The 22985-nt window shown below is 43.1% G+C and carries 18 protein-coding genes; 17 read left to right on the top strand and 1 reads right to left on the bottom strand.

What is annotated here, in order from left to right:
• Nucleotides 1–471: 471 nt before the first annotated feature.
• The 8 genes from AB5213_RS11250 (at nucleotide 472) to AB5213_RS11215 (ending at nucleotide 11633) form a co-directional block, all read left to right on the top strand.
• Entirely contained in the window at nucleotides 472–1176 is a 705-nt protein-coding gene (locus tag AB5213_RS11250) for an ABC transporter ATP-binding protein (protein WP_022220838.1), read from the top strand.
• Nucleotides 1177–1192: 16 nt separating this feature from the next.
• Nucleotides 1193–4831: an FtsX-like permease family protein gene (locus tag AB5213_RS11245; protein WP_368276699.1), complete on the top strand. Its 3639-nt coding sequence runs from the start codon at nucleotides 1193–1195 to the stop codon at nucleotides 4829–4831.
• Between the two features lie 230 nt (nucleotides 4832–5061).
• The gene (gene htpG / locus AB5213_RS11240; RefSeq protein WP_022220840.1) at nucleotides 5062–7125 is read left to right on the top strand and encodes a molecular chaperone HtpG; all 2064 of its coding nucleotides are present in this window, start codon (nucleotides 5062–5064) and stop codon (nucleotides 7123–7125) included.
• A gap of 175 nt (nucleotides 7126–7300) precedes the next feature.
• Entirely contained in the window at nucleotides 7301–8074 is a 774-nt protein-coding gene (udp, locus tag AB5213_RS11235; RefSeq protein WP_215633948.1) for a uridine phosphorylase, read from the top strand.
• Nucleotides 8075–9271: a phosphopentomutase gene (locus AB5213_RS11230; protein ID WP_368276698.1), complete on the top strand. Its 1197-nt coding sequence runs from the start codon at nucleotides 8075–8077 to the stop codon at nucleotides 9269–9271. It abuts the gene before it with no gap.
• A gap of 24 nt (nucleotides 9272–9295) precedes the next feature.
• Complete coding sequence (locus tag AB5213_RS11225) at nucleotides 9296–9718, top strand: cytidine deaminase (protein WP_215633947.1); 423 nt, start codon at nucleotides 9296–9298, stop codon at nucleotides 9716–9718.
• A gap of 61 nt (nucleotides 9719–9779) precedes the next feature.
• On the top strand, nucleotides 9780–10751 hold the full coding sequence (gene add / locus AB5213_RS11220; protein ID WP_195368020.1) for an adenosine deaminase: 972 nt from the start codon (nucleotides 9780–9782) through the stop codon (nucleotides 10749–10751).
• A gap of 57 nt (nucleotides 10752–10808) precedes the next feature.
• Nucleotides 10809–11633, top strand: a complete 825-nt coding sequence (locus tag AB5213_RS11215) for a purine-nucleoside phosphorylase (protein ID WP_022220845.1) — start codon at nucleotides 10809–10811, stop codon at nucleotides 11631–11633.
• A 195-nt stretch (nucleotides 11634–11828) separates the two neighbouring features.
• Here AB5213_RS11215 and AB5213_RS11210 read toward each other — a convergent pair whose 3' ends face one another.
• Entirely contained in the window at nucleotides 11829–12323 is a 495-nt protein-coding gene (locus AB5213_RS11210) for a DUF5721 family protein (protein ID WP_022220846.1), read from the bottom strand.
• A gap of 104 nt (nucleotides 12324–12427) precedes the next feature.
• Here AB5213_RS11210 and AB5213_RS11205 point away from each other — a divergent pair, with 104 nt between their 5' ends.
• The 9 genes from AB5213_RS11205 to AB5213_RS11165 all read left to right on the top strand — a co-directional run bounded on the left by AB5213_RS11205 (nucleotide 12428) and on the right by AB5213_RS11165 (nucleotide 22900).
• A complete protein-coding gene (locus AB5213_RS11205; protein ID WP_368276697.1) occupies nucleotides 12428–13138 on the top strand; it encodes a TraX family protein in 711 nt (236 codons plus the stop codon).
• 100 nt (nucleotides 13139–13238) lie between these two features.
• Entirely contained in the window at nucleotides 13239–14021 is a 783-nt protein-coding gene (locus tag AB5213_RS11200; RefSeq protein WP_368276696.1) for a GDSL-type esterase/lipase family protein, read from the top strand.
• Entirely contained in the window at nucleotides 14018–14512 is a 495-nt protein-coding gene (locus tag AB5213_RS11195) for a DUF4358 domain-containing protein (RefSeq protein ID WP_022220849.1), read from the top strand. Before AB5213_RS11200 ends, AB5213_RS11195 begins: the two co-directional genes overlap by 4 nt.
• A gap of 21 nt (nucleotides 14513–14533) precedes the next feature.
• Complete coding sequence (locus AB5213_RS11190) at nucleotides 14534–15931, top strand: MBOAT family protein (RefSeq protein WP_368276695.1); 1398 nt, start codon at nucleotides 14534–14536, stop codon at nucleotides 15929–15931.
• A gap of 141 nt (nucleotides 15932–16072) precedes the next feature.
• Nucleotides 16073–17140, top strand: coding sequence for a DHHW family protein (locus tag AB5213_RS11185; RefSeq protein ID WP_055249146.1), 1068 nt, complete (start codon nucleotides 16073–16075; stop codon nucleotides 17138–17140).
• 12 nt (nucleotides 17141–17152) lie between these two features.
• Entirely contained in the window at nucleotides 17153–17929 is a 777-nt protein-coding gene (locus AB5213_RS11180; RefSeq protein WP_368276694.1) for a pseudouridine synthase, read from the top strand.
• Nucleotides 17930–17945: 16 nt separating this feature from the next.
• Nucleotides 17946–19907: an NAD-dependent DNA ligase LigA gene (gene ligA / locus AB5213_RS11175; RefSeq protein ID WP_368276693.1), complete on the top strand. Its 1962-nt coding sequence runs from the start codon at nucleotides 17946–17948 to the stop codon at nucleotides 19905–19907.
• A gap of 51 nt (nucleotides 19908–19958) precedes the next feature.
• The gene (gene clpX / locus AB5213_RS11170; protein ID WP_055158510.1) at nucleotides 19959–21392 is read left to right on the top strand and encodes an ATP-dependent Clp protease ATP-binding subunit ClpX; all 1434 of its coding nucleotides are present in this window, start codon (nucleotides 19959–19961) and stop codon (nucleotides 21390–21392) included.
• A 251-nt stretch (nucleotides 21393–21643) separates the two neighbouring features.
• A complete protein-coding gene (locus AB5213_RS11165) occupies nucleotides 21644–22900 on the top strand; it encodes a cation:proton antiporter (protein ID WP_368276692.1) in 1257 nt (418 codons plus the stop codon).
• The last annotated feature ends 85 nt before the right edge of the window (nucleotides 22901–22985 follow it).

Genomic DNA, 22985 nt, shown 5'->3' with positions numbered 1-22985 from the left:
AAGAAGTTACAGAAAGTTACAAGGAAAACTGTAATTTTTGAAAGTATATTCCGGAAGCAGGGTGGGAAAAACAGAGGAGGATACTGTTTGCGAATGCCGGAAAGATTCAGATAATGGAAAAAGAGCTTGCGACATATGATCGGGGGAAATGTCGTAAGCTCTTTTTCTGTAATTTCATTAAAGGAGAAATGAAAATAAAAAGTATCAAAATACTGAAAACGTCTTATTTGGTTTCGTTAAGTGCTATCCTTAACTTGATATTATAATACCATGTGTATGCTCTTCTGTAAATTCGCAGAAAAGACAAATGTTACAAAAATGATACTATAAAATTGTGCAATATAGCCAAAAACGGTGCAAAAAATGGAAAATGTGAAAGTTTTATAATCTTACGACTTCATATTTGATTTGCTTTTCCAATATGTTAAAATTAAAAAAAGCAGAAAATTTTTACAGATAAGGGGAAAGATGATGAAAGAATTTGTTGAAATGCGGGATGTCCGTAAGATTTACCGTATGGGTGAAGTTGAGATTGCCGCAGCAGATGGAATTGATTTTCAGATAAAAAAAGGTGAATTTGCAGTTGTGGTAGGCCCAAGTGGTGCGGGAAAAACGACAGTGCTTAATATTCTGGGGGGAATGGATACGGCAACAAGTGGAGAGGTCTGGATCGATGGAAAGAATATTGTAAAGTATTCGCCGAGGCAGCTTACTTCCTATAGAAGGGATGATATTGGATTTGTATTCCAGTTTTACAACCTGATTCCGAACCTGACGGCGCTTGAAAATGTAGAGCTGGCACTGCAGATCTGTAAGGATCCGCTGGATGCGGAGATGGTTCTTAGGGAAGTGGGACTGGCAGACCGTATGAAGAATTTCCCGGCACAGCTTTCCGGTGGGGAGCAGCAGAGGGTATCGATTGCGCGTGCACTGGCAAAGAACCCGAAGCTTCTTTTGTGTGATGAGCCGACAGGGGCGCTGGATTACAATACCGGTAAGGCAATATTGAAGCTTTTACAGGATATGTGCCGTGAACGAGGGATGACAGTGATCCTGATCACACACAACTCAGCGATTACGCCGATGGCAGATCGTGTAATTAAGATGAAGAATGGAAAAGTCGGAAGCATGAAGCTGAATGAAAGACCGGTTCCGGTAGAGACGATTGAATGGTAGGTGGACGTAAAGACCGATGAAGAAAAATATTTTACGCAAAGACTTTATAATAGAAATAAAAAAGACGATGGGACGGTTTGTATCAATCTTTTTTATCGTGGCATTGGGTGTCGCATTTTATTCGGGAATCCGTGCATCAGAGCCAAGTATGCGGATCACTGCAGATCAGTATTTTGATGATTCGGAGCTGATGGATCTGAAGGTAATGGGAACCATGGGACTTACCAAAGCGGATATCAAAGCGATTGGAAAGGTATCGGGAATTGAAGCTGTAGAAGGCGGATACAGCAAAGACGTGCTTTGCCCGGTTGGAGACAATGAAAAGGTTGTCCATATGCTGAGCATGCAGAAGAATTTTAATCAGGTTTCGGTTGTGAAAGGCAGGTTGCCGGAAAAAGCCGGAGAATGTCTGGTGGATGAAGATTTTCTGAGCTATACAGACCTGAAGGTTGGCGACACGGTAACTTTCCATTCTGGAGATGGAGAGGCATTGACGGATTCGCTGGTTACAGATACATACAAGATTGTCGGGATCGGGAACAGTCCGCTGTATATTTCATTTGGAAGAGGAAGCAGTACGATCGGAACCGGAGAGATCAGTGGATTTGTTGTAGTGGATAAAGCTTCTTTTGACATGGATGTTTATACGGAAGCTTATGTGAAAGTGAGCGGTGCAGAAGAGAAAACTGCATTTACGGATGAATACAATAATCTGTCGGATGCAGCAAAGGAAGCCGTGAGTGCAATCGAAGAGGAACGCTGTGCAGCCCGCAAACAGGAGATCGTAGATGAGGCAAATGAAAAGCTTGCTGATTCGGAGAAGACAGTGAATGAAAAATCGCAGGAACTGGAGAATGCGAAAAAAGAGCTGGAGAGTGGGAAAAGCAAGGCAGCCGAAGAACTGGAAAAAGCAAAGCAGCAGCTTACGGATGGAGAAGCAGAGCTTGCGGATGCAAAGCAGCAGATCGCAGACGGCGAGACACAGCTTGCAGATGCAAAAGCGCAGCTGAATGAGAAGCAGGCACAGCTAAGTTCAGCAGAGGCAGAGTATGAGTCCGGGAAAGCACAGCTGGATCAGAAAGAACAGGAGCTTGCAGATGCGGAACAGGCTTATCTGAGCAATTACTCGAAATATATGCCGATCATTACGGCGGGGAAGGAACAGATTCCAGCAGGAAAGTCACAGATCGCTGATGGGAAGAAACGGTTGGACGAGGAACTTGCACCGCTTAATCGGCTGAAAGACGAACTGGCTGGGATTGAAGATGAAATCAGCCAGTGTGATTCAAAAATTGCAGGATTGAATACGCAGCTGGACGGAATGGACAGCGAGGTATATCAGAAATATGTAAATATTCCTAAAGAGAATAGAAATGAAGAAGAACAAGCTTATGTAGAAAAATGGGAGAATTTAAATAAACAGCTTGATGATATAAAGAAACAGAAAGCACCACTTGAAGGTAAAAAGAAGGGCTTGCTAGTGCAGATGAACCAGGCAGGTTTTGCCACAGAAGCAGACCTGGAGGCACAGATTACCAGCCTGACTAAGCAAAAAGCAGATCTGGATGCAAAAGAGAAAGCACTTCTTCAGCAGGAGCAGGCACTTGCCGCACAGGAAGAAGAGCTGTTAAGTGCAGGCAGACAGATTACAGACGGCAAGAGTCAGATCGCAGCAGCCAGATCCCAGCTTGACAGCACAAAATCGCAGATTACGGACGGAAAAGCACAGATCCTGTCTGCATGGGCACTTCTGAATGAAAAAGAGGACACTTTAAATGCGAGTAAAGCACAACTTGCATCCGGTGAACAGGAGCTTGCGGATGGTCGGAGTGAATATGAGCAGGCAGCAAAAGAAGCTGAAGACCAGATCACGGACGGGCAGGTGAAGATCACAGACGGAGAAAAGCAGCTTGCGGATGCAAAGCAGAAGATCGCAGACGCAAAGGCTGAGATCAAAAAGATTGAGAATCCGAAATGGTACGTGCAGACGAGAGAGGATGCGCTGACAGAATATCAGGGCTATGGGGATAATGCAGACCGGATGCGTTCCATTGGAAAAGTATTTCCGGTACTCTTCTTCCTGGTGGCAGCACTGATCAGTCTGACGACGATGACACGAATGGTAGAGGAGCAGAGAGTCCAGATCGGAACGATGAAGGCACTCGGTTACGGAAAAGCTGCAATTGCAGGGAAATACATTGGTTATGCTCTGATTGCAACGCTTGGCGGAAGTATTTTCGGAGTACTGGCCGGGGAAAAGATCCTGCCGTTTATCATTATTTATGCTTATATGATCCTGTATAAGCATCTGCCGGCGATCCTGGTACCGTACCATATGAGCTATGCACTCCAGGCTTCGGGAATCGCAGTTGCCTGCACACTGATCGCTACGATCGCATCCTGCTACAAAGAGCTGGCAGCAGAACCGGCAGAGCTGATGCGTCCGGCAGCACCGAAGCAGGGGAAGCGGATTCTTCTGGAGCGGATCGGAATTATCTGGAAGCATCTGAATTTTACATGGAAATCGACCGTGCGGAATCTGATCCGGTATAAGAAGCGATTCTTTATGACCATTTTCGGAATCGGCGGCTGTATGGCACTGATGGTAGTCGGATTCGGACTGAAGGACTGTATCTATGAGATCGTCAGCCTGCAGTATGAGAAGGTGCAGTTCTATGATGCGGCAACCTACATGAGTGACGACATATCCGAAGAGAACAGACAACAGCTCCATGATTATCTGGATCAGAATGCAGATATAAAAGAGACGATCGAAGCGCGGATGCAGAAGACCGATGTAAAATCTGCATCCGGTAAAAAGACACTTTATCTGATGGTGCCATCGGATAATGAAAAGATTGAGGACTTTTTAAGCTTCCACAGCAGGACCAATAAGGACGAGGTTTATTCACTGAAAAAAGACGAAGTGATTCTGACTGAGAAAATGGCATCCCTTCTGAATGTAAAGGTGGGAGATGAGCTTACGATCGAGGACGAGGACAGGGGAGACCAGACGGTGACGGTTGGCGCCATCTGCGAGAACTATATGAGCCATTACCTGTATCTGTCACCGGAAAAGTACGAGGAATTATATGGTGTACCGGCAGAATATAACACGATCATCTACAGTGTAAAGGACGGAAAGGATGATCAGATCGAGAAGATCGGAACAAAGCTTCTGTCGATGGATGGAGTACTGAATGTAAGTTATACCAGCAGTATTGAAGGAAGGCTGGATGACATGCTGCGAAGCCTGAATCTGGTCATTGTGGTACTGATCGTATCGGCGGGCATGCTTGCCTTTGTGGTACTGTACAATCTGAATAATATCAATATTACGGAGCGCCAGAGAGAACTTGCCACACTGAAGGTTCTGGGCTTTTATGACGGAGAAGTTGCCTCTTATGTGTACAGGGAAAATATTCTGCTGACGATCATTGGATCGGTTGTGGGTATGGTGCTTGGTAATCTGCTTCACCGGTATATCATCCTGACGGTTGAGGTGGAAGAGGCGATGTTCGGACGTCAGATACACTGGCAGAGTTATCTGTACAGTTTCTTGTTTACTGTAGCATTTTCTTTATTTGTAAACTGGGTAATGTTCTACAAGCTGAAGAAGATCGATATGGTGGAATCTTTGAAGAGCGTGGAGTAAAAGCTTTTGCAAGTGTATGTCAAAGATTTCTTATAGACGGTACACAAAGAATCGGAAAATATATTTCACAGAAAGTTTATATTCTTCACAGAATTATTAGCACTCTTACCAAAAGAGTGCTAATTTTCTATTGACATTTAGAAATCAGGGTATTAAGATATTTCATAGACAGAAAAATACGGTATTTGAAACCGTAAAAAGATAGAATATGAAATTTAGGAGTGATAAAAATGGCAGCAAAAAAAGGTAGTCTTTCAATCAGCAGCGAAAATATTTTCCCGATTATCAAGAAATGGGTATATTCTGATCATGATATTTTCGCAAGAGAGCTTGTTTCCAATGGATGCGACGCGATCACAAAATTAAAGAAGCTGGACATGATGGGAGAATATACACTTCCGGATGATTATAAAGGAAAGATCCAGGTTATTGTAAACCCGGAAGAGAAGACTTTGAAATTCATCGATAATGGTCTTGGTATGACTGCTGATGAAGTAGAAGAATATATCACACAGATCGCATTTTCAGGAGCAACCGAATTCCTGAACAAATACAAAGATAAGACAACAGAGGACGATATGATCGGACACTTTGGTCTTGGATTCTACTCTGCCTTCATGGTAGCTGATGAAGTTCATATTGATACCCTTTCTTATAAAGAAGGTGCAAAACCGGTACACTGGGTAAGTGAAGGCGGTACAGAGTATGAGATGGAAGAAGGGGATAAAGAGGAAGTTGGTTCTGAAATCACCTTATTCCTGAACGAAGATTGTGTAGAATTTTCAAATGAATATAGAATCCGCGAAGTCCTTGAAAAATACTGTTCATTCATGCCAGTAGAGATTTTTGTATCCAAAGCAAATGCAGAACCGGAATATGAGACGATCCCGGAGGATGAAGTCCTGGATACCGATACGGTTGTTGAACATATCCATGAAGACGCCAAGATGGAAGAAAAAGAAAATGAGAACGGTGAAAAAGAAATGGTTGAAGTTTCACCGGCATCCGACAAAGCAAAGATCGTGAAACGTCCGGTATCGATCAGTGATCCGGCACCGCTGTGGACAAAGCATCCAAACGAATGCAGCAAAGAAGATTATATTGATTTCTACCGGAAAGTATTTATGGATTACAAAGAACCGCTGTTCTGGATTCATCTGAACATGGATTATCCATTCAACTTAAAGGGTATCCTGTACTTCCCTAAGATCAATACCGAATACGATTCCATTGAAGGAACCATCAAATTGTACAACAATCAGGTATTTATCGCAGACAATATCAAAGAAGTTATTCCGGAATTCCTGATGGTATTAAAAGGAGTCATTGATTGTCCGGATCTGCCGCTTAACGTATCACGAAGCGCACTGCAGAATGATGGATTCGTACAGAAGATCTCCGAATACATTTCCAAGAAAGTTGCTGACAAGCTTTCAGGAATGTGCAAGACAGATAAAGAAAACTATGAGAAATACTGGGATGACATCAGCCCATTTATCAAATTCGGCTGCCTGAAAGATGAAAAATTCTGCGAGAAGATGAGCGATTATGTTCTGTTCAAGAACCTGGATCACAAGTATATGACACTCAAAGAATGCATCGAAAAAAATGGCGGAAAAGCAGAACCGGAGGAAAAGACCGAGGGTGAAAATGCAGAGCAGTCAGCAGAAAAGAAAGAAACAGAGAAGACAACAATCTACTATGTAACAGATGAACAGCAGCAGAGCCAGTATATCAATATGTTCAAAAAAGAGGGACTGGACGCAGTGATCTTGTCACATAATATTGATTCTCCATTTATTACTCAGATGGAGCAGAAGAACGAACATATCAAGTTCCAGAGAATCGATGCAGATTTGACTGATCACTTCAAAGAAGATGTATCTGAAGAAGAAAAAGAAGCATTCAAAGAAAAAACTGACAGTCTGGTCGAAATCTTCCGCAAAGCACTTGGCAATGACAAACTGGAAGTAAAAGTGGAAAAGATGAAAGATGAAAATGTGGCATCTATGATTACACTTTCCGAAGAATCACGCCGTATGCAGGAAATGATGAAGATGTATGGAATGTCAGGCATGGATCCGTCTATGTTCGGAACCAATGCAACCCTGATCCTGAATGCAAATCATCCGCTGGTAGAATATGTTGTAGCACATAAAGATGGCGAAAATACAGAAATGTTCTGCCATCAGTTATATGACCTGGCAATGCTGGCACACAAGCCACTCAGTCCGGAAGAGATGACAGAATTTGTGAAACGCAGTAATGAAATTATGATGAAACTGGCAAAATAATCTTGCTGTAGATACCCGGAAAAGCCTGAACCATTCAGATTCCCATTTTCGCTTATGCGAAAAGGTCTGAATGGTCAGGCTTTTTTTGCTGTATTTGGAAATACTTTTCACAAAGTGTTGGTGAACTTCCTGGTCTTTTATAGTATAATATAACAAAAGAGAGGCGGTGGATACGATGAAGAATTATTCAAAGGATATAAGCAGACAATATCATATTCAGGTGGCCAACGGGGAAGTCGGCCGTTATGTCATTCTCCCGGGAGATCCAAAGCGCTGTAAAAAAATAGCACAGTATTTTGAAGATCCGGTGATGATTGCGGATAACCGGGAATTTATCACTTATACAGGAACTTTAGATGGCGTAAAGGTAAGTGTCACATCTACTGGAATTGGGGGACCATCAGCAGCAATTGCGATGGAAGAATTAGCCAGATGTGGAGCTGATACGTTTGTACGGATTGGAACCTGCGGTGGGATACAGCCGGAAGTAAAAAGTGGGGATATAGTAGTTGCTACGGGTGCCGTCAGAATGGAAGGGACTAGCAAAGAATATGCGCCAATCGAATATCCGGCAGTGGCAGACCTTATGGTGGTGAACGCACTGGTCAGTGCTGCGAAGGAAAAGGACTGTGAATTTTATACCGGAGTGGTACAGTCAAAAGATGCATTTTACGGACAGCATGAGCCGGAGATGATGCCGGCAGGTTATGAACTGATCAATAAATGGGAAGCTTGGAAGAAACTGGGATGTCTGGCATCAGAGATGGAGACGGCAGCACTTTACATTGTGGCAGCAAAGCTTCATGTACGCGTGGGTGCGTGTTTCCTTGTAATGGCAAATCAGGAAAGAGAAAAACTGGGACTTGAAAATCCGGTAGCACATGATACAGATATGGCAGTACAGGTGGCAGTGGAAGCCATCAGAAAGTTGATCAAAGAGGATCGGTAAATGAAAGAAACAATATATAAACGAATCTTTGTGATCGTTCTGGATTCGCTCGGAATTGGTGCAATGCCTGATTCTGAGAAATTCGGTGACAGGGATGTAGATACATTTGGTCATATTTTAGACAGAATGGGAACACTGGAGATTCCAAATCTTCAGAAGCTTGGTATGCTGAATCTGCATACCGGGGGAAAGATGTATGGAATCGAGAATCCGATTGGAAAAATTACCAGACTGAAAGAGGCGAGTAACGGAAAAGATACGATGACCGGACACTGGGAAATGATGGGAATTTATACAGAAAAACCATTTAAAACCTTTACCGAACATGGATTTCCACCGGAACTGATCGCAGAACTGGAAAAACGTTGCGGGAAAAAAGTGATTGGAAACCGTAGTGAGAGCGGAACAAAGATCATTGAAGAACTTGGGGAAGAAGAAATTGAAACAGGTGCAATGATTGTCTATACCTCTGCGGATTCTGTATTGCAGATCTGTGGAAATGAAGAGACATTTGATCTGGCAAATCTGTACCGGTGTTGTGAGATCGCAAGAGAGATCACGATGAAGGATGAATGGCGCGTGGGACGAGTCATTGCAAGACCGTATGTAGGAAAGAAAAAAGGTGAATTTAAAAGAACCAGCAACCGCAGGGATTATGCACTTGAGCCGACCGGAAAGACTGCACTTGACGCACTGAAAGATGCGGGAAAGGATGTGATCGCAGTCGGAAAGATCCATGATATCTTTTGCGGGGAAGGAATCACAGAATCGTATCATTCCAACAGCTCCGTGCATGGAATGGAGCAGACCATTGAGATTTGCAAAAAAGATTTTGACGGACTGTGTTTTGTAAATCTGGTTGATTTTGATGCACAGTGGGGACACCGGCGCGATCCGGTTGGCTACGGACATGAGATTGAGAGATTTGATAAAAATCTTGGAATTTTGCTGGATGATCTGCGGGAGGATGATCTTCTTATTATTACCGCCGATCATGGAAACGATCCGACCTACACAGGAACCGATCATACACGGGAATATGTACCGTTTTTGGCGTATTCCAAAAAGATGGATGAGGGTGACGTGATCATGGAGGAAAATACCTTTGCAGTGATCGGGGCAACGGTCACAGATAATTTTGGTGTAAAAATGCCGGAAGGAACGATCGGGCATTCGATTCTGAATGAACTTATTTAGCAAGAAAAAGCAGGAAAAAAGAGAATGAAAAAAGAACAAATTATAAAAATGATAGAAATCGCGTTTTCTCAGCTTGCATATTCTTATACCCCTTATTCTGACTTTAAAGTGGGAGCTGCGCTGCTTGGAAAGAATGGACGGATATATACGGGATGCAATATTGAAAATGCGGCTTATACACCGACAAACTGTGCGGAGCGTACCGCATTTTTCAAGGCAGTCAGCGAAGGAGTAAAAGAATTTGATGCAATCTGTATTGTAGGGGGAAAGGGCGGTGTTGTGACAGAGTATGCACCGCCGTGCGGAGTATGCAGGCAGGTCATGATGGAATTCTGCGATCCGGAGACATTTCAGATCATTCTTGCAATAGATGCAAAGCAATATGATATCTATACCTTGAAAGAAATGTTGCCAAAAGGTTTCGGACCATCCAATCTTACAGAATGAAAAAGGACTTAGACTCTAAAAGAAGATTTTTGAAGAAAAGGAAAAAGAGAAGGAATGAAAAATGACACAGGAAACCTTGAAAGAATTACCAAAGATTGAGCTTCACTGTCATCTGGACGGTTCTCTTAGCAGACCATTTATTGAAAAAAGGCTTGGAAGAACTGTAAGACCTGAAGAACTCAGTGTTTCAGAAAACTGTACAAGTCTGAATGAATATCTGGAAAAATTTGACCTTCCCGGCAGATGTATTATGGATGAAGAGGGACTTTCAGGAGCTGCGTATGATCTGCTCTCCCAGATGAACGAAGAAAATGTCTGTTATGCGGAGATCCGTTTTGCTCCACTTCTGTCAGAGACAAAAAAGATGGACAGCCGGAAGGTGATCGAAGCAGTAATCAGCGGAATGGAGCAGGGGAAAAAAGATTTTGGAATCGAGTATGGTGTGATCGTCTGTGCAATGCGGCATCACAGCACTGAGGATAATATGCGGATGATCAAGACGGCAAGAGAATATCTGGGATCCGGAGTTTGTGCAGCAGATCTTGCAGGAGCAGAAGCATTGTATCCGATGTCTGAATTTATGGATATTTTTACAGAGACAAAGAAGATGGGAATGCCATTTACACTCCATGCCGGAGAATGTGGAAATCCACAGAATGTCATAGATTCGATAAACGTGGGAGCTGGAAGGATCGGGCATGGGATCGCGATGCGTGGCAACCAGGAGATCCGGAAAATGGTCAAAAAAGCAGGTATTGGTATCGAGATGTGTCCGATCAGCAATTTACAGACCAAATCTGTAAACAGCATGGCGGAATATCCGATGCGGGAATTTCTGGATGCAGGGTTAAAAGTATCGGTCAACACAGATAACCGAACGGTAAGTAACACCAGCCTTACGAAAGAACTGGAATTTATTCAGAAAAATTATGGAATCCGGGACGAAGAAATCCTTCTGATGATGAAAAATGCAATTGATACTGCATTTGCCGATGATTCTATAAAAGATAAAATTTGCAAAATGCTGAAATAAAGAAACTACAAACAGAGAGGATTGACTCTGAAGAATAATAGAAAAGAGGAATTCTGTATGAGCAATGAAATTTATGAAAAGCTGGAAATATGCCGGAAAAGCATTCTCCAAAAAACGAATTTTAAACCGGAAGTGGCAGTGATTCTGGGCTCCGGTCTTGGCGAATACGCATCAAAAATCAAGATAGAACAGATCATTCCATATACAGAAATTGAAGGTTTTCCGGTGTCGACAGTTGTGGGACATAAAGGACAATTTGTATTTGGTTATGTAAAAGAAGTTCCGGTTGTGATCATGCAGGGACGTGTGCATTATTATGAAGGGTATCCGGTAACAGATGTGGTGCTTCCGGTGCGGCTGATGGGAATGTTAGGCGCAAAGAAGCTGATTCTTACCAATGCATCAGGCGGAATCAATACCGGATTCCATCCGGGCGATCTCATGCTCATCACAGACCAGATTATGAGTGGAATCCCTAATCCACTGATCGGTGCCAATGTCGAAGAACTTGGAACCCGTTTCCCGGATATGAGTGAAGCCTATAGTGAACGGATGCAGCAGATCATAAAGAAAGAAGCCCAAAAACTCGGCATTCCTCTGAAAGAAGGTGTATACCTTCAGCTTACCGGTCCATCTTATGAAACTCCGGCAGAAATCCGTATGTACCGCACCTGTGGGGCTGATGCCGTAGGCATGAGCACCGCCTGCGAGACGATCGCTGCCCGCCACATGGGAATCGAAGTCTGTGGCATCTCCTGTATCACCAACCTCGCCGCCGGCATGACATCACAACATCTGAACCATCAGGAAGTTCAACAAACCGCCGACCGGGTGGCTGAGCAATTCCAGGAATTACTGACAGCAATCATTACCCACATATAAGAAACGGAACATATATCTGAATTTACCCAGAACCAGGTCCAAGGTTCCGGATTTTCCGGAACCCGCCGACCGTCCTCTTGCAATTCCGAGTTGAGGCATTGTGTAAGAATTTTGCCAACGAGATAGAAAGACAAAGAGCATAAAATACCGCATACAGTATTTTATGCTCTTTGTCTCACCACTATTTTCAAAATTTTACTCAACCTCAAACGGAATCTCGTACTTCGCAAAAATCCGTTGCGCCATCTTGTCCCATGCCTGCTCCAGTGATTTGTCCAGCGTGAACAGGTTCATAGATGTTCCTGTCGTACAGCTAAGTTTTGTCCCGTCATATTTAAAATTCAGGTACAGTCCCTGCACATCTGCCGGAGCAAATGAAAGATGTTCCTGTTCGAGAAGCCGTGCAATATTCGGTGCTGACATAGAAAGAACAAAATGAAATCCCAGCGGAGTACGCTTTCCTTTGATCAGAGAAAGACAAAACTCGCGAAGTTCTTTCCAGAGAGCATATTCCCGGTCATCCAGAGCTTCTTTTTCTTCAGCACTGAAGAAATCTTTTTTCAGTCGTCCGTTAAATTGAAAGGTATTAAAAGTTGTGATATCTCCTTCAATAAATAAAAAGGAATCAAATGCAGGATGCAGTAAAAGTGCGTTCATGCATTTTTTTGTATCCAGAGAAAAAATAAGCATAGACTTCCTCCCGTCATCAGTGTAATAGTATCAGTATAGCATAAATCTTGAGATATGCATAAGAATTTGATACAATACGGGAAAGAAAAAGGATGGATAACAAGATGAAAATAGAATTAAACCGGGATCAGATCAAATACATTGCAGTGTTTGCTATGCTGCTCAATCACGTTGCAAATATATTTCTGCAACCAGGAACCTTTGCCTGCGAAGCGCTAAAGGATATCGGTTATTTTACAGCACCGGTCATGTGCTGGTTTCTGGTTGAAGGATACCGTTATACAAGGTCAGTAAAAAAATATGCCGGAAGACTGCTGATCTTTGCTGTCATTTCACAGCTTCCGTATTATCTGGCATTTGCGCGGAATCATCTGGCACCGTGGTATACTTTAAATATGATATTTACACTTTTTCTGTGTCTGTGTCTGATGATCGCAGAGGAAAAAATATCAGATCCGGGAAAGAAAAGTCTGGTTGTACTGGGAATTATAGCAGTAAGCAGTATCTGTGACTGGGCAATTCTGGCTCCATTGTATACGCTTTGGTTTTACCGGGCAGGAGAGGATCCAAAGCGCCGGAAAAAGGCTTTTTTTATTGCAGCACTTGTTCTGGGGATTACGGTGACAGCAGAACTTCCGGGAGCTGCAGGAATCGCAGCGGGGGCAGGGGCAATGATTGCAGTACTGGCAGCGGGAGTCTGTGTTTTGGTATTTTATAACGGAAAAAAATCACAGAAACATTTTCTTGTGAAAAAGTATTTTTTTTACGTGTTTTACCCTGCACATTTGGTGATTTTGGCATTATTAAAGATTTGACTTTTATAATAGAAGAAAGTAAAATGAATAAGTTAGAGTATTTATCACATGATTCAATGAAAATGAAACTCATATTTTAATAAAAGATAGGATGCATAGCATGAAGAAAAGAACGATGGAGAAAGAACATCAGGCAGAAGAAAGAAGAAAAAAAGTTCTGATGGAAATTGCAGGAGCGGTTGTTGTACTGACTGTAATTGTAAGTATTGGTCTTTCGCATCTTGGAACAGATAAGGTGAATACATCAGCAGGAGTAAAAGCAATCAAGAAGCTTGAAAAAGCAGATGTATCTGCGGTGGAGACCAAAATTTCAAATATTGAGAAAGAAGAAAAACAGGCGACAGAGGACTGGCAGAACCGTCCGTTGTCCGAAAAATTTGCACATGCGGTGATTCTCGGAGATTCGATCACAACCGGTTTTACCGTATATGATGTGCTTGATACTTCTAAGGTTGTAGCGGAAAAAGGAATGCACCTTGATCAGACCGGTGATCTGATCAGGACAGCAGCAGAGTTAAAGCCGGAAGTCCTCTTTCTGGCACTTGGACTGAATGACATTTCCGGAACAGATGGAGATACAGATGCATTTATTGAAAAATACAAAGCGGTACTTGCAAATGTGCGTGAGCAGATGCCCGATGCAGTGCTCTATATCAACTGTGTTCTTCCTGTTTCCGCTCAAAAAGAAGAAGAAGAGCCGGTTTATGCCAAGATTCCGGATTATAATACCGCACTTAAAGCAATGTGTGATGAAGAAGGAATTACATTTATCGATAATACAGAGATCGTAAAAGATGAGTATTATGAGCAGGATGGCGAGCATATGAAGGCGGAGTATTATCCAATCTGGGCAGAACATATGGCGGAGGTGGCCGGAATATGACAAAGAAAAAAGGGGAATTTACAGTTCTGCGTAATATCAGAGCTGGGATGGTAATTATTTTGCTTATCTATATCGGTCTGATCTTTCAGTCTAAGGGAGACAGCGATACACCGTTTGCAGATGTACAGAAAGCGGTTGTGGATGCGGCTGATGACAAGAACATGACACTTGCCGGAACCCAGGAGATCAAGAGATTCTATGGGATCAATCCAAAGGATTATGAAGATATAACACTGTATTATACGAATGAAACAATGGGAGTCAACGAGCTCCTTCTGGTGAAAACAAAGGACGAGAATGAGGCAGAGGCAGTTGAGAAAGCCGCAGAACAGCGAAAAAAGACACAGCTCGATAATTTTGAAGGATATGGGGCCGAGCAGGTAAAGCTTCTGGATGCTTCGATCATTAAGACGAAAGGTACATACGTGCTTTTTGTTATTTCACCAAAAGCTGAAACTGTAGAAAAGGCGTTTACAAAGAGCCTGAAGTAGATAAAAGGAAACGAAAAAGTTATGTTATTTAGTAGTCTGGTATTTTTGTTTACATTTTTGCCAATTACACTGTTGGTATATTATTTGGTGCCGCGTAAGGTAAAAAATGTGGTACTTTTGATCGCTTCCCTCATATTTTATGCGTGGGGAGAGCCGGTCTATATCTTCCTGATGCTGATTTCCATTCTGTTCAATTATTTTTGCGGAATGGACATTGCATTAAAAGCAGGAAGAAAATCGCAGGTGCGCAGTCTGATCTTTACGATCGTTGTAAACCTGTTTATTCTTGGATTTTTCAAATATTACGGATTTATCGTGACAAATTTAAATGCGATCCTTCCGTTCTATATTCCATATAGAAAACTGGAGCTCCCAATCGGAATTTCTTTCTATACTTTCCAGACATTGTCTTACATCATTGATGTATATAGGGGAAATGTAGACGTACAGGTAAATCTGATTGATTTCGGAACCTATGTTACAATGTTCCCACAGCTGATCGCAGGTCCGATCGTACAGTATGCAGATGTGGAGAGACAACTGCGTGAAAGAAAGGAATCACTGACGAAGTTTGGATACGGTGCCTGGTTCTTTGTGATGGGACTGGCAAAGAAGGTGCTTTTGGCGAATACGATTGGTTCGATTTATGAAAATATCGCGGCGATGGATGGAATGTCAGTAGTGACTGCATGGCTTGGATGTCTTGCCTACACTTTCCAGATTTATTTCGATTTCAGCGGTTATTCGGACATGGCAGTCGGACTTGGAAAGATGTTCGGATTTGAGTTTATGCAGAACTTCAATTATCCGTATATTTCCAAAAGTGTTACCGAGTTCTGGAGAAGATGGCATATTTCGCTGGGATCATGGTTCCGCGAGTATGTGTATATTCCGCTTGGAGGAAACAGGGTAACGGTTCCGCGGCATTTACTGAATCTTCTGATCGTATGGTTCCTGACCGGTCTCTGGCACGGGGCAAGCTGGAACTTTGTAGTATGGGGGATCTTCTACGGAGTGATCCTCATTACTGAAAAATATTTTACAGGAAAAATACTTGCAAAGCTGCCGGAGGCAGTCCAGACACTTTACACAATGATTCTGGTCATGCTCGGCTGGGTACTGTTCTTCAGCCCGACACTCGGAAGTGCACTTACCTGGATCGGCAATATGTTCGGACAGGGTGCAACCGGATTTATGGACAGCCAGGCATTGTACCTGATCATGCGAAACTGGCTCTTCTGGGTGGCAGGGATCATAGGAAGTACACCGTTTATGCATCTGCTCGGAAAGCGGCTGGTATTTAATGAGGAAAGACCGCATACGGTTCTGGCAGGTTGCCTGATGACAGGACTGTTTGTGCTGTGTGTGGCATATCTGGTGACAGAAAGTTACAATCCATTTTTATATTTTAGATTTTAAGGAAAGACAATGGTAGAAAGAAAGAATAATAAACAAAAAAACAGAACAAAGTATTTTCTGCCAGGAGGGAAAAAACAGATCCAGGCAGTATGTGCGTTTTTATTTCTGGGAGTCCTTATTCTCAGCTGCGGAGTAAACCTTATGCATAAAGACAGGCAGATGTCAGAAAAAGAAATGCGTATGCTGGCGCAGAAACCGGAAATTTCTCTTTCCGGAATTGCTTCCGGAAGGTTTATGGAGCAGTACGAGGAGTATGTGTCGGATCAGTTTGCAGGAAGAGATACCTGGGTAAGAATCAAGACATTTGCGGACAGTGTGGCGGGGAGGACAGAAGAAGGTGGTGTTTTCAAAGGAAAGGATCATTATCTGATGGAAGATGTTGCTGTGGCAGATGAAAGTGATCTGAAAGAGAATCTGGATGCAATGAAGAATTTTAAAGAGCGTTATCCGGATATCCAGATGCATATGATGCTGGTTCCGAATGCGGCAAATGTTATGGAGGACAAGCTTCCGGCATTTGCGGTGACTGCCAGTCAGAGCAGACAGATCAGCCGTGTAAAGGCAGAACTTGGAGATTCTTATGACTGGATCGATGCAGAAAAAGTACTGGATGCTCACAAGGATGAAGCAATTTATTATCACACGGATCATCACTGGACTTCTCTTGGTGCATGGTATGCATTCCAGGGAGCAAAGACACAGCTTGGACTGGATAAGAGTGAAGAAATTAAGATGAAAGCCTATGCGGTATCGGATTCTTTTAACGGAACGTTATCCGCAAAGAGTGGATATGAGACAGATTATAAGGAACCAATCTATATTTATCTGCCAAAGAGTGCGGATGCACCACAGGTTGCAGTCAATTATGTGGAAGAACAGAAAAAGAGTGCTTCTATGTATGATTCATCCAAACTGGATGAGAGAGATCAATATTCCGTATTCTTCGGTGGAAATCATGCAATGATCGATATCCAGTCAACACAGACAGAAAAACGCAGACTTCTGGTGTTCAAAGATTCATATGCAAACTGTTTTCTTCCGCTTCTGGCTCCGTATTACCGGGAAATCGTTGTGATCGACCCACGTTATTATACCGGTAAATTAAGTTCTGTGATGTCAGATAAACAGTTTGATGATGTGCTGTTCCTGTATAATGCCAATACATTCTTTGAAGACCGGATGCTGGCGGGGGTACTGGATGAGAATTAACAGGAGAAAAACATGGCAAATAAAATAGAAAAGCAGTTTCTGGACACGGAAAATAAAGGACCGGTCCGGCTGAACAAATATTTAAGTGAAGCTGGTGTATGTTCCAGAAGGGAAGCGGACAAACTGATAGCAGCCGGACAGGTGACGGTTGACGGTGTGCGTGCAGAGACCGGAATGAAGGTAGAGCCGTGGCAGGTTGTCCGGATTGGGAAAAAGCAGATATCTAGACAGGAAGAGATGATCGTGCTTGCGGTCAATAAGCCGCGTGGAATTGTCTGTACTGAGGAAAGACGGGAGAGAGACAGTATTGTACGTTTTCTTAACTATCCGGTACGGATTACTTATGTAGGACGTTTGGATAAGGATTCGGAAGGGCTGCTTCTGATGACGAACAACGGCGACATTATCAACCGGATGATGCGTGCGGCAAATAAACATGAAAAAGAATATAAAGTTACAGTTGATAAGCCCGTGACAGATGAATTTCTCAAGGAGATGGCAGGCGGTGTCCCGATCCTGGATACTGTCACAAGACCATGCCAGGTAGAAAAGCTTGGAAAATATAAATTTAAGATCATTCTGACACAGGGACTCAACCGGCAGATCCGCCGGATGTGTGAGGCACTTGGCTACGAGGTAAAGGAGCTACGGAGAGTGCGGATCATGAATATCGAACTTGGTAATTTAAAGCCGGGAGAATACCGGAGGGTTACGGATCAGGAACTGAATGAACTCTATGAGCTGATCAGGGATTCAAAGTCAGAGCCGACACCGTGGAACAATAATTAAAAGTGTGGATTTGGATATGGATAAGATGAAAAGGATGCAGGAGTTGGTAGAGCTTCTGAATAAAGCCGGAAAAGCTTATTATCAGGATGCGCAGGAAATTATGAGCAATTATGAGTATGATGCGCTGTATGATGAACTGAAAGGTCTGGAAGAAGAGCTGGGAACCGTTATGGCTTCCAGTCCGACGGTGAATGTAGGATATGAAGTATTAAGTGAGCTTCCGAAAGAACGTCATGAGTCACCGATGCTTTCTCTTGACAAGACAAAAGAAGTGGCAAGGCTGAAGGAATTTGTCGGAGACCAGATGGCTGTGATTTCATGGAAGATGGATGGTCTGACGATCGTTCTGACCTATCGTGACGGCGAACTTTTTAAGGCAGTTACAAGAGGAAATGGGGAAGTCGGTGAGGTCATTACCAACAATGCGAAAGTATTTAAAAACGTGCCGCTTCATGTTCCGTATAAAGGGGAACTGATCCTGCGAGGGGAAGCGGTGATCGGTTACAAAGATTTTGAGCGGATCAATGAAGAAATTGATGACGTGGATGCAAAATATAAAAATCCACGGAATCTGTGCAGTGGTTCTGTCCGCCAGCTGAACAACAAGATCACGGCACAGAGAAACGTAAAATTCTATGCATTTACCCTGGTACGTGCAGAAAATGTGGATTTCCACAATTCCAGAAAAGAACAGCTTGACTGGCTGGAACATCAGGGATTTGATGTGGTGGAGCATTATCTGGTGACAAGGGAAGAACTGGATGAGAAGGTTGCATTTTTTGCAGAAAAGATCGTAGAAAATGATTTTCCGTCAGATGGTCTGGTTCTTGTATATGATGACATTGCGTATGGGCAGTCGCTTGGGAGAACGGCAAAATTCCCACGAGATTCTTTTGCTTTCAAATGGGCAGATGAGATCCGCGAGACACACCTTCTGGAGATTGAATGGAGTCCATCAAGAACAGGGCTTATTAATCCGGTAGCGATCTTTGAACCGGTAGAGCTGGAAGGAACAACGGTAAGCCGTGCAAGTGTACACAATTTAAGTATTATGGAGGAGCTGCATCTGGGAATCGGGGATACGATCGAAGTCTATAAGGCGAATATGATCATTCCACAGATTGCAAAGAATCTGACCGGCAGTGATAATATTGAGATCCCGAAAGTCTGTCCGGTTTGTGGTGGATCTACGGAGATCCGTCAGATGAATGATGCAAAGTCGTTGTATTGCACAAATCCGATGTGTCAGGCAAAAAGAATCAAATCCTTTGCATTGTTTGTCAGCAGGGATGCACTCAATATTGACGGGCTTTCTGAGGCGACACTGGAGAAATTTATTGCGAGAGGATTCATTCACAAATACAGAGATATCTTCCATCTGGATTCCTATCAGGAAGAAATTCAGACGATGGAAGGCTTTGGAGAAAAATCCTATGCGAACCTGATCGCAAGCGTGGATAAGGCGAGAAGCACAACACTTGCTAAAGTGGTATATGGTCTTGGGATTGCAGGAATCGGTCTCGCAAATGCAAAACTGATCTGCCGCCATTTTAAAAATGATGTGGAAAAAATGACAGGAGCATCTGAAGAAGAACTGAGTGATATCCAGGGGGTAGGTCCGGTGCTTGCGGCGGCATTTGTAAAATATTTTATATCAGAGGAAAGAAAAAAGGAATTTAAGCTCCTTCTCGGAGAACTGGAGATCCAGCCGGAAGAGATGGCAGAAGAACAGAAGTTTGCAGGTATGAGTTTCGTTGTCACTGGCAGCGTGAATCATTTTGCAAACCGGAATGAGGTAAAAGAACTGGTTGAGAAGATGGGTGGAAAAGTGACCGGATCTGTAACGAAGAAGACAAATTATCTGATCAACAATGATGTAGAGTCTGCTTCTTCCAAGAACAGAAAGGCGAAAGAACTTGGAGTGCCGATCATTTCAGAGGAAGAGTTTATAGAACTTGCAGGGGTGGAAATCGAATAAGAAGGACAGAGGAATCTGTCTGAATACGACCGAGAAAAGGAGGACCAGCCAATGGCAGAAAATGACCAGAAGGACAAGACAGTTGAGAAAGTAACCGGTGAGGTAGAAAATACAGACAAAAAAGAAAATAACGAAGATCGCTATGAAAAGGTCTGCTTCATCTGTCACAGACCGGAGAGTGTGACCGGAAAGATGATCGATCTTCCGAACAATATCTGTGTGTGTCCGGACTGTATGCAAAAAAGCTTTGATGCAATGAACAATATGAATTTTGGCGGGATGGATTACAGCCAGTTTATGAACATGGGACCGATGATGGGATTTGGAGACATGGATGCACAGATCCCGAAGAGCCAGCGTGTGAAAAAGAAAAAGCCGGAAGAAGAAAAAGAACCGATCCTGAATATCAAGGATATTCCTGCTCCGCATAAGATCAAAGCGAAACTGGATGAATATGTAGTAGGACAGGAATACGCCAAGAAGGTAATGTCGGTTGCTGTATACAATCATTATAAAAGAGTGGCAACGGATACAATGGATGAGATTGAAATCGAGAAATCCAATATGCTGATGATCGGACCTACCGGCTCTGGAAAGACGTATCTGGTAAAGACACTGGCAAAACTTCTGGATGTGCCGCTTGCAATTACAGATGCGACCTCTCTTACCGAGGCCGGCTACATAGGGGATGATATTGAAAGTGTAGTATCAAAGCTCCTTGCAGCTGCGGACAACGACGTAGATAAGGCGGAACAGGGAATTATCTTTATCGATGAGATCGATAAGATTGCGAAGAAGAAGAATACCAGCCAGAGAGATGTCAGCGGAGAATCCGTACAGCAGGGAATGTTAAAGCTGTTAGAAGGCAGCGAAGTGGAAGTGCCGGTAGGAGCCAACAGTAAGAATGCGATGGTTCCGCTCACTACAGTCAATACAAAGAATATCCTTTTTATCTGTGGCGGTGCGTTCCCGGATCTTGAGCAGATCATCAAGGAAAGACTGATGAAGAATTCTTCTATCGGGTTTGGAGCGGATCTGAAAGACAAATATGATCATGATAAGAAAATACTGGAGAAGGTGACGACAGAAGATCTGCGTAACTTCGGAATGATTCCGGAATTTCTGGGACGTCTCCCGATCGTATTTACGCTTCAGGGACTGGATGAAGAGATGATGGTTCAGATATTAAAAGAGCCGAAAAATGCGATCCTCAAGCAGTATCAGAAGCTTCTGGCACTGGATGAGGTCAATCTGAAATTCGATGATGGTGCACTTCATGCGATCGCAAGAAAGGCAATGAAGAAGGATACCGGAGCCCGTGCACTGCGTGCGATCATTGAAGAATTCATGCTGGATATTATGTATGAGATTCCGAAGGATGACAGCATCGGGGAAGTGACGATCACGGAGGCATATATCGAAGGAACCGGAGGACCGCTGATCGAGCTGAGAAGCCAGTCTGTACCAAGGCTTGAGCATCACTAAGTATAACAATAACCTGAGGATTGCGAGGGTGCAAAGCACGTAGCAATCTGGTATCAAAGGGGTCAAAATACCTTTTGCCCCAACATCATAACCTTCATATATCAAAAAAACATGGCGATCATACAAAAATAGAATGGGAAATATCCGTAAATTTAAGATTTACGGGTATTTTTTTGTTGAAAAATTGTATTAAAAGGTGTACATTAGACAATGTGTCTAAAAAAACAAGATATAAACAGGAGTGAGAGAGAATGGAGACTTATAAGTATTTACTGGATCTTGCAATTATTTTACTTTGTACTAAAGCACTTGGTCTTGCGACCAGAAAGGTACAGATGCCACAGGTTGTAGGGGCACTTCTTGCAGGAGTTCTTCTTGGACCGGCGATGCTTGGGATCTTGACAGAGACAAGCTTTATACATAACGTTGCGGAGATCGGTGTTATCGTGCTGATGTTTTGTGCAGGTTTGGAAACGGATATACAGGAATTGAAGGCAAGTGGAAAAGCATCCTTCGTTATTGCACTGATAGGTGTTATCGTTCCACTGATCGGCGGTTATGCGACTGCAATGTTCTTTAACCGTCCGGATGTGATCGCATCCGATGCATCCTGCAACGTATTTCTGCAGAATATCTTTATCGGTGTTATCCTGACAGCAACTTCCGTAAGTATTACGGTAGAGACATTAAAAGAACTTGGTAAATTAAAAACCAAATCCGGAAATGCGATTCTTGGAGCTGCGATCATTGATGACGTGCTTGGTATCATTGCACTGACACTGGTAACAAGTATGGCAGATGAATCAGTAAAGATTTCAGTTGTATTACTGAAGATCGTTGCATTCTTCGCATTTGCAGGTGTGATCGGACTGATCTTTTACAAGATATTTAAAAAGTGGACAGATCAGGCGGAAAAGGGACTCAGACGTCATGCGATTATGGCATTTGTATTCTGTCTGTTGATGGCTTATGTGGCAGAGAAATTCTTCGGTGTTGCAGATATCACCGGTGCATTTATCGCCGGACTGATCATTTCCAATACAAGTAAATCTGATTTCGTGTTGAAGAAATTTGATACCATGTCTTATATGCTGCTTTCACCGGTATTTTTCGCAAGTATCGGGCTGAAGGTAGAACTTCCGAAGATGAGTGCTGCAATTGTAGGCTTTGCAGTGGCGCTTACCATTGTTGCGATCCTGACAAAGATCGTTGGCTGTGCCCTTGGTGCGAAGATGTGTGGATATAAGAATTATCAGTGTGCACGAATCGGTGTCGGAATGATCTCCCGTGGTGAGGTTGCGCTGATCGTTGCCAGCAAGGGAGAAGCACTCGGTATGATGGGCGGCAATTTCCTCGGACCGGTTATCATCGTGGTAGTGATCACAACGATCATCACACCAATTCTTCTGAAGATCGTATTCAAGAGCGGTCCGAATGTAAGTACCCTGGAAAAAGGAAAAGAAGTGACTTCCTTCTACGAGGATATTGAAAAGAAACGTACCGAATAAAGAATGGATATGGAGTGCAAAATGCGTAACCGTCCAGTATCATAGTATAAGAAAGAAAAATCCCTCATATATTTTCCAAAAGAAA

Source organism: Coprococcus sp. RTP21204st1_G4_RTP21204_210225 (assembly GCF_040915385.1).
In the GTDB taxonomy this organism is placed as follows: Bacteria; Bacillota; Clostridia; order Lachnospirales; family Lachnospiraceae; genus Allocoprococcus; species Allocoprococcus comes.
The sequence above is the reverse complement of the archived record's forward strand: the minus strand, read 5'-3'. Positions and strand labels throughout refer to the sequence as shown.

What these genes read in the sequence shown, in the direction of transcription:
- AB5213_RS11250 (WP_022220838.1), top strand. Translation starts at nt 472, where the DNA reads ATGAAAGAATTTGTTGAAATGCGGGATGTCCGTAAGATTTACCGTATG.
- AB5213_RS11245 (WP_368276699.1), top strand. Translation starts at nt 1,193, where the DNA reads ATGAAGAAAAATATTTTACGCAAAGACTTTATAATAGAAATAAAAAAG.
- htpG (WP_022220840.1), top strand. Translation starts at nt 5,062, where the DNA reads ATGGCAGCAAAAAAAGGTAGTCTTTCAATCAGCAGCGAAAATATTTTC.
- udp (WP_215633948.1), top strand. Translation starts at nt 7,301, where the DNA reads ATGAAGAATTATTCAAAGGATATAAGCAGACAATATCATATTCAGGTG.
- AB5213_RS11230 (WP_368276698.1), top strand. Translation starts at nt 8,075, where the DNA reads ATGAAAGAAACAATATATAAACGAATCTTTGTGATCGTTCTGGATTCG.
- AB5213_RS11225 (WP_215633947.1), top strand. Translation starts at nt 9,296, where the DNA reads ATGAAAAAAGAACAAATTATAAAAATGATAGAAATCGCGTTTTCTCAG.
- add (WP_195368020.1), top strand. Translation starts at nt 9,780, where the DNA reads ATGACACAGGAAACCTTGAAAGAATTACCAAAGATTGAGCTTCACTGT.
- AB5213_RS11215 (WP_022220845.1), top strand. Translation starts at nt 10,809, where the DNA reads ATGAGCAATGAAATTTATGAAAAGCTGGAAATATGCCGGAAAAGCATT.
- AB5213_RS11210 (WP_022220846.1), bottom strand. Translation starts at nt 12,323, where the DNA reads ATGCTTATTTTTTCTCTGGATACAAAAAAATGCATGAACGCACTTTTA.
- AB5213_RS11205 (WP_368276697.1), top strand. Translation starts at nt 12,428, where the DNA reads ATGAAAATAGAATTAAACCGGGATCAGATCAAATACATTGCAGTGTTT.
- AB5213_RS11200 (WP_368276696.1), top strand. Translation starts at nt 13,239, where the DNA reads ATGAAGAAAAGAACGATGGAGAAAGAACATCAGGCAGAAGAAAGAAGA.
- AB5213_RS11195 (WP_022220849.1), top strand. Translation starts at nt 14,018, where the DNA reads ATGACAAAGAAAAAAGGGGAATTTACAGTTCTGCGTAATATCAGAGCT.
- AB5213_RS11190 (WP_368276695.1), top strand. Translation starts at nt 14,534, where the DNA reads ATGTTATTTAGTAGTCTGGTATTTTTGTTTACATTTTTGCCAATTACA.
- AB5213_RS11185 (WP_055249146.1), top strand. Translation starts at nt 16,073, where the DNA reads ATGCATAAAGACAGGCAGATGTCAGAAAAAGAAATGCGTATGCTGGCG.
- AB5213_RS11180 (WP_368276694.1), top strand. Translation starts at nt 17,153, where the DNA reads ATGGCAAATAAAATAGAAAAGCAGTTTCTGGACACGGAAAATAAAGGA.
- ligA (WP_368276693.1), top strand. Translation starts at nt 17,946, where the DNA reads ATGGATAAGATGAAAAGGATGCAGGAGTTGGTAGAGCTTCTGAATAAA.
- clpX (WP_055158510.1), top strand. Translation starts at nt 19,959, where the DNA reads ATGGCAGAAAATGACCAGAAGGACAAGACAGTTGAGAAAGTAACCGGT.
- AB5213_RS11165 (WP_368276692.1), top strand. Translation starts at nt 21,644, where the DNA reads ATGGAGACTTATAAGTATTTACTGGATCTTGCAATTATTTTACTTTGT.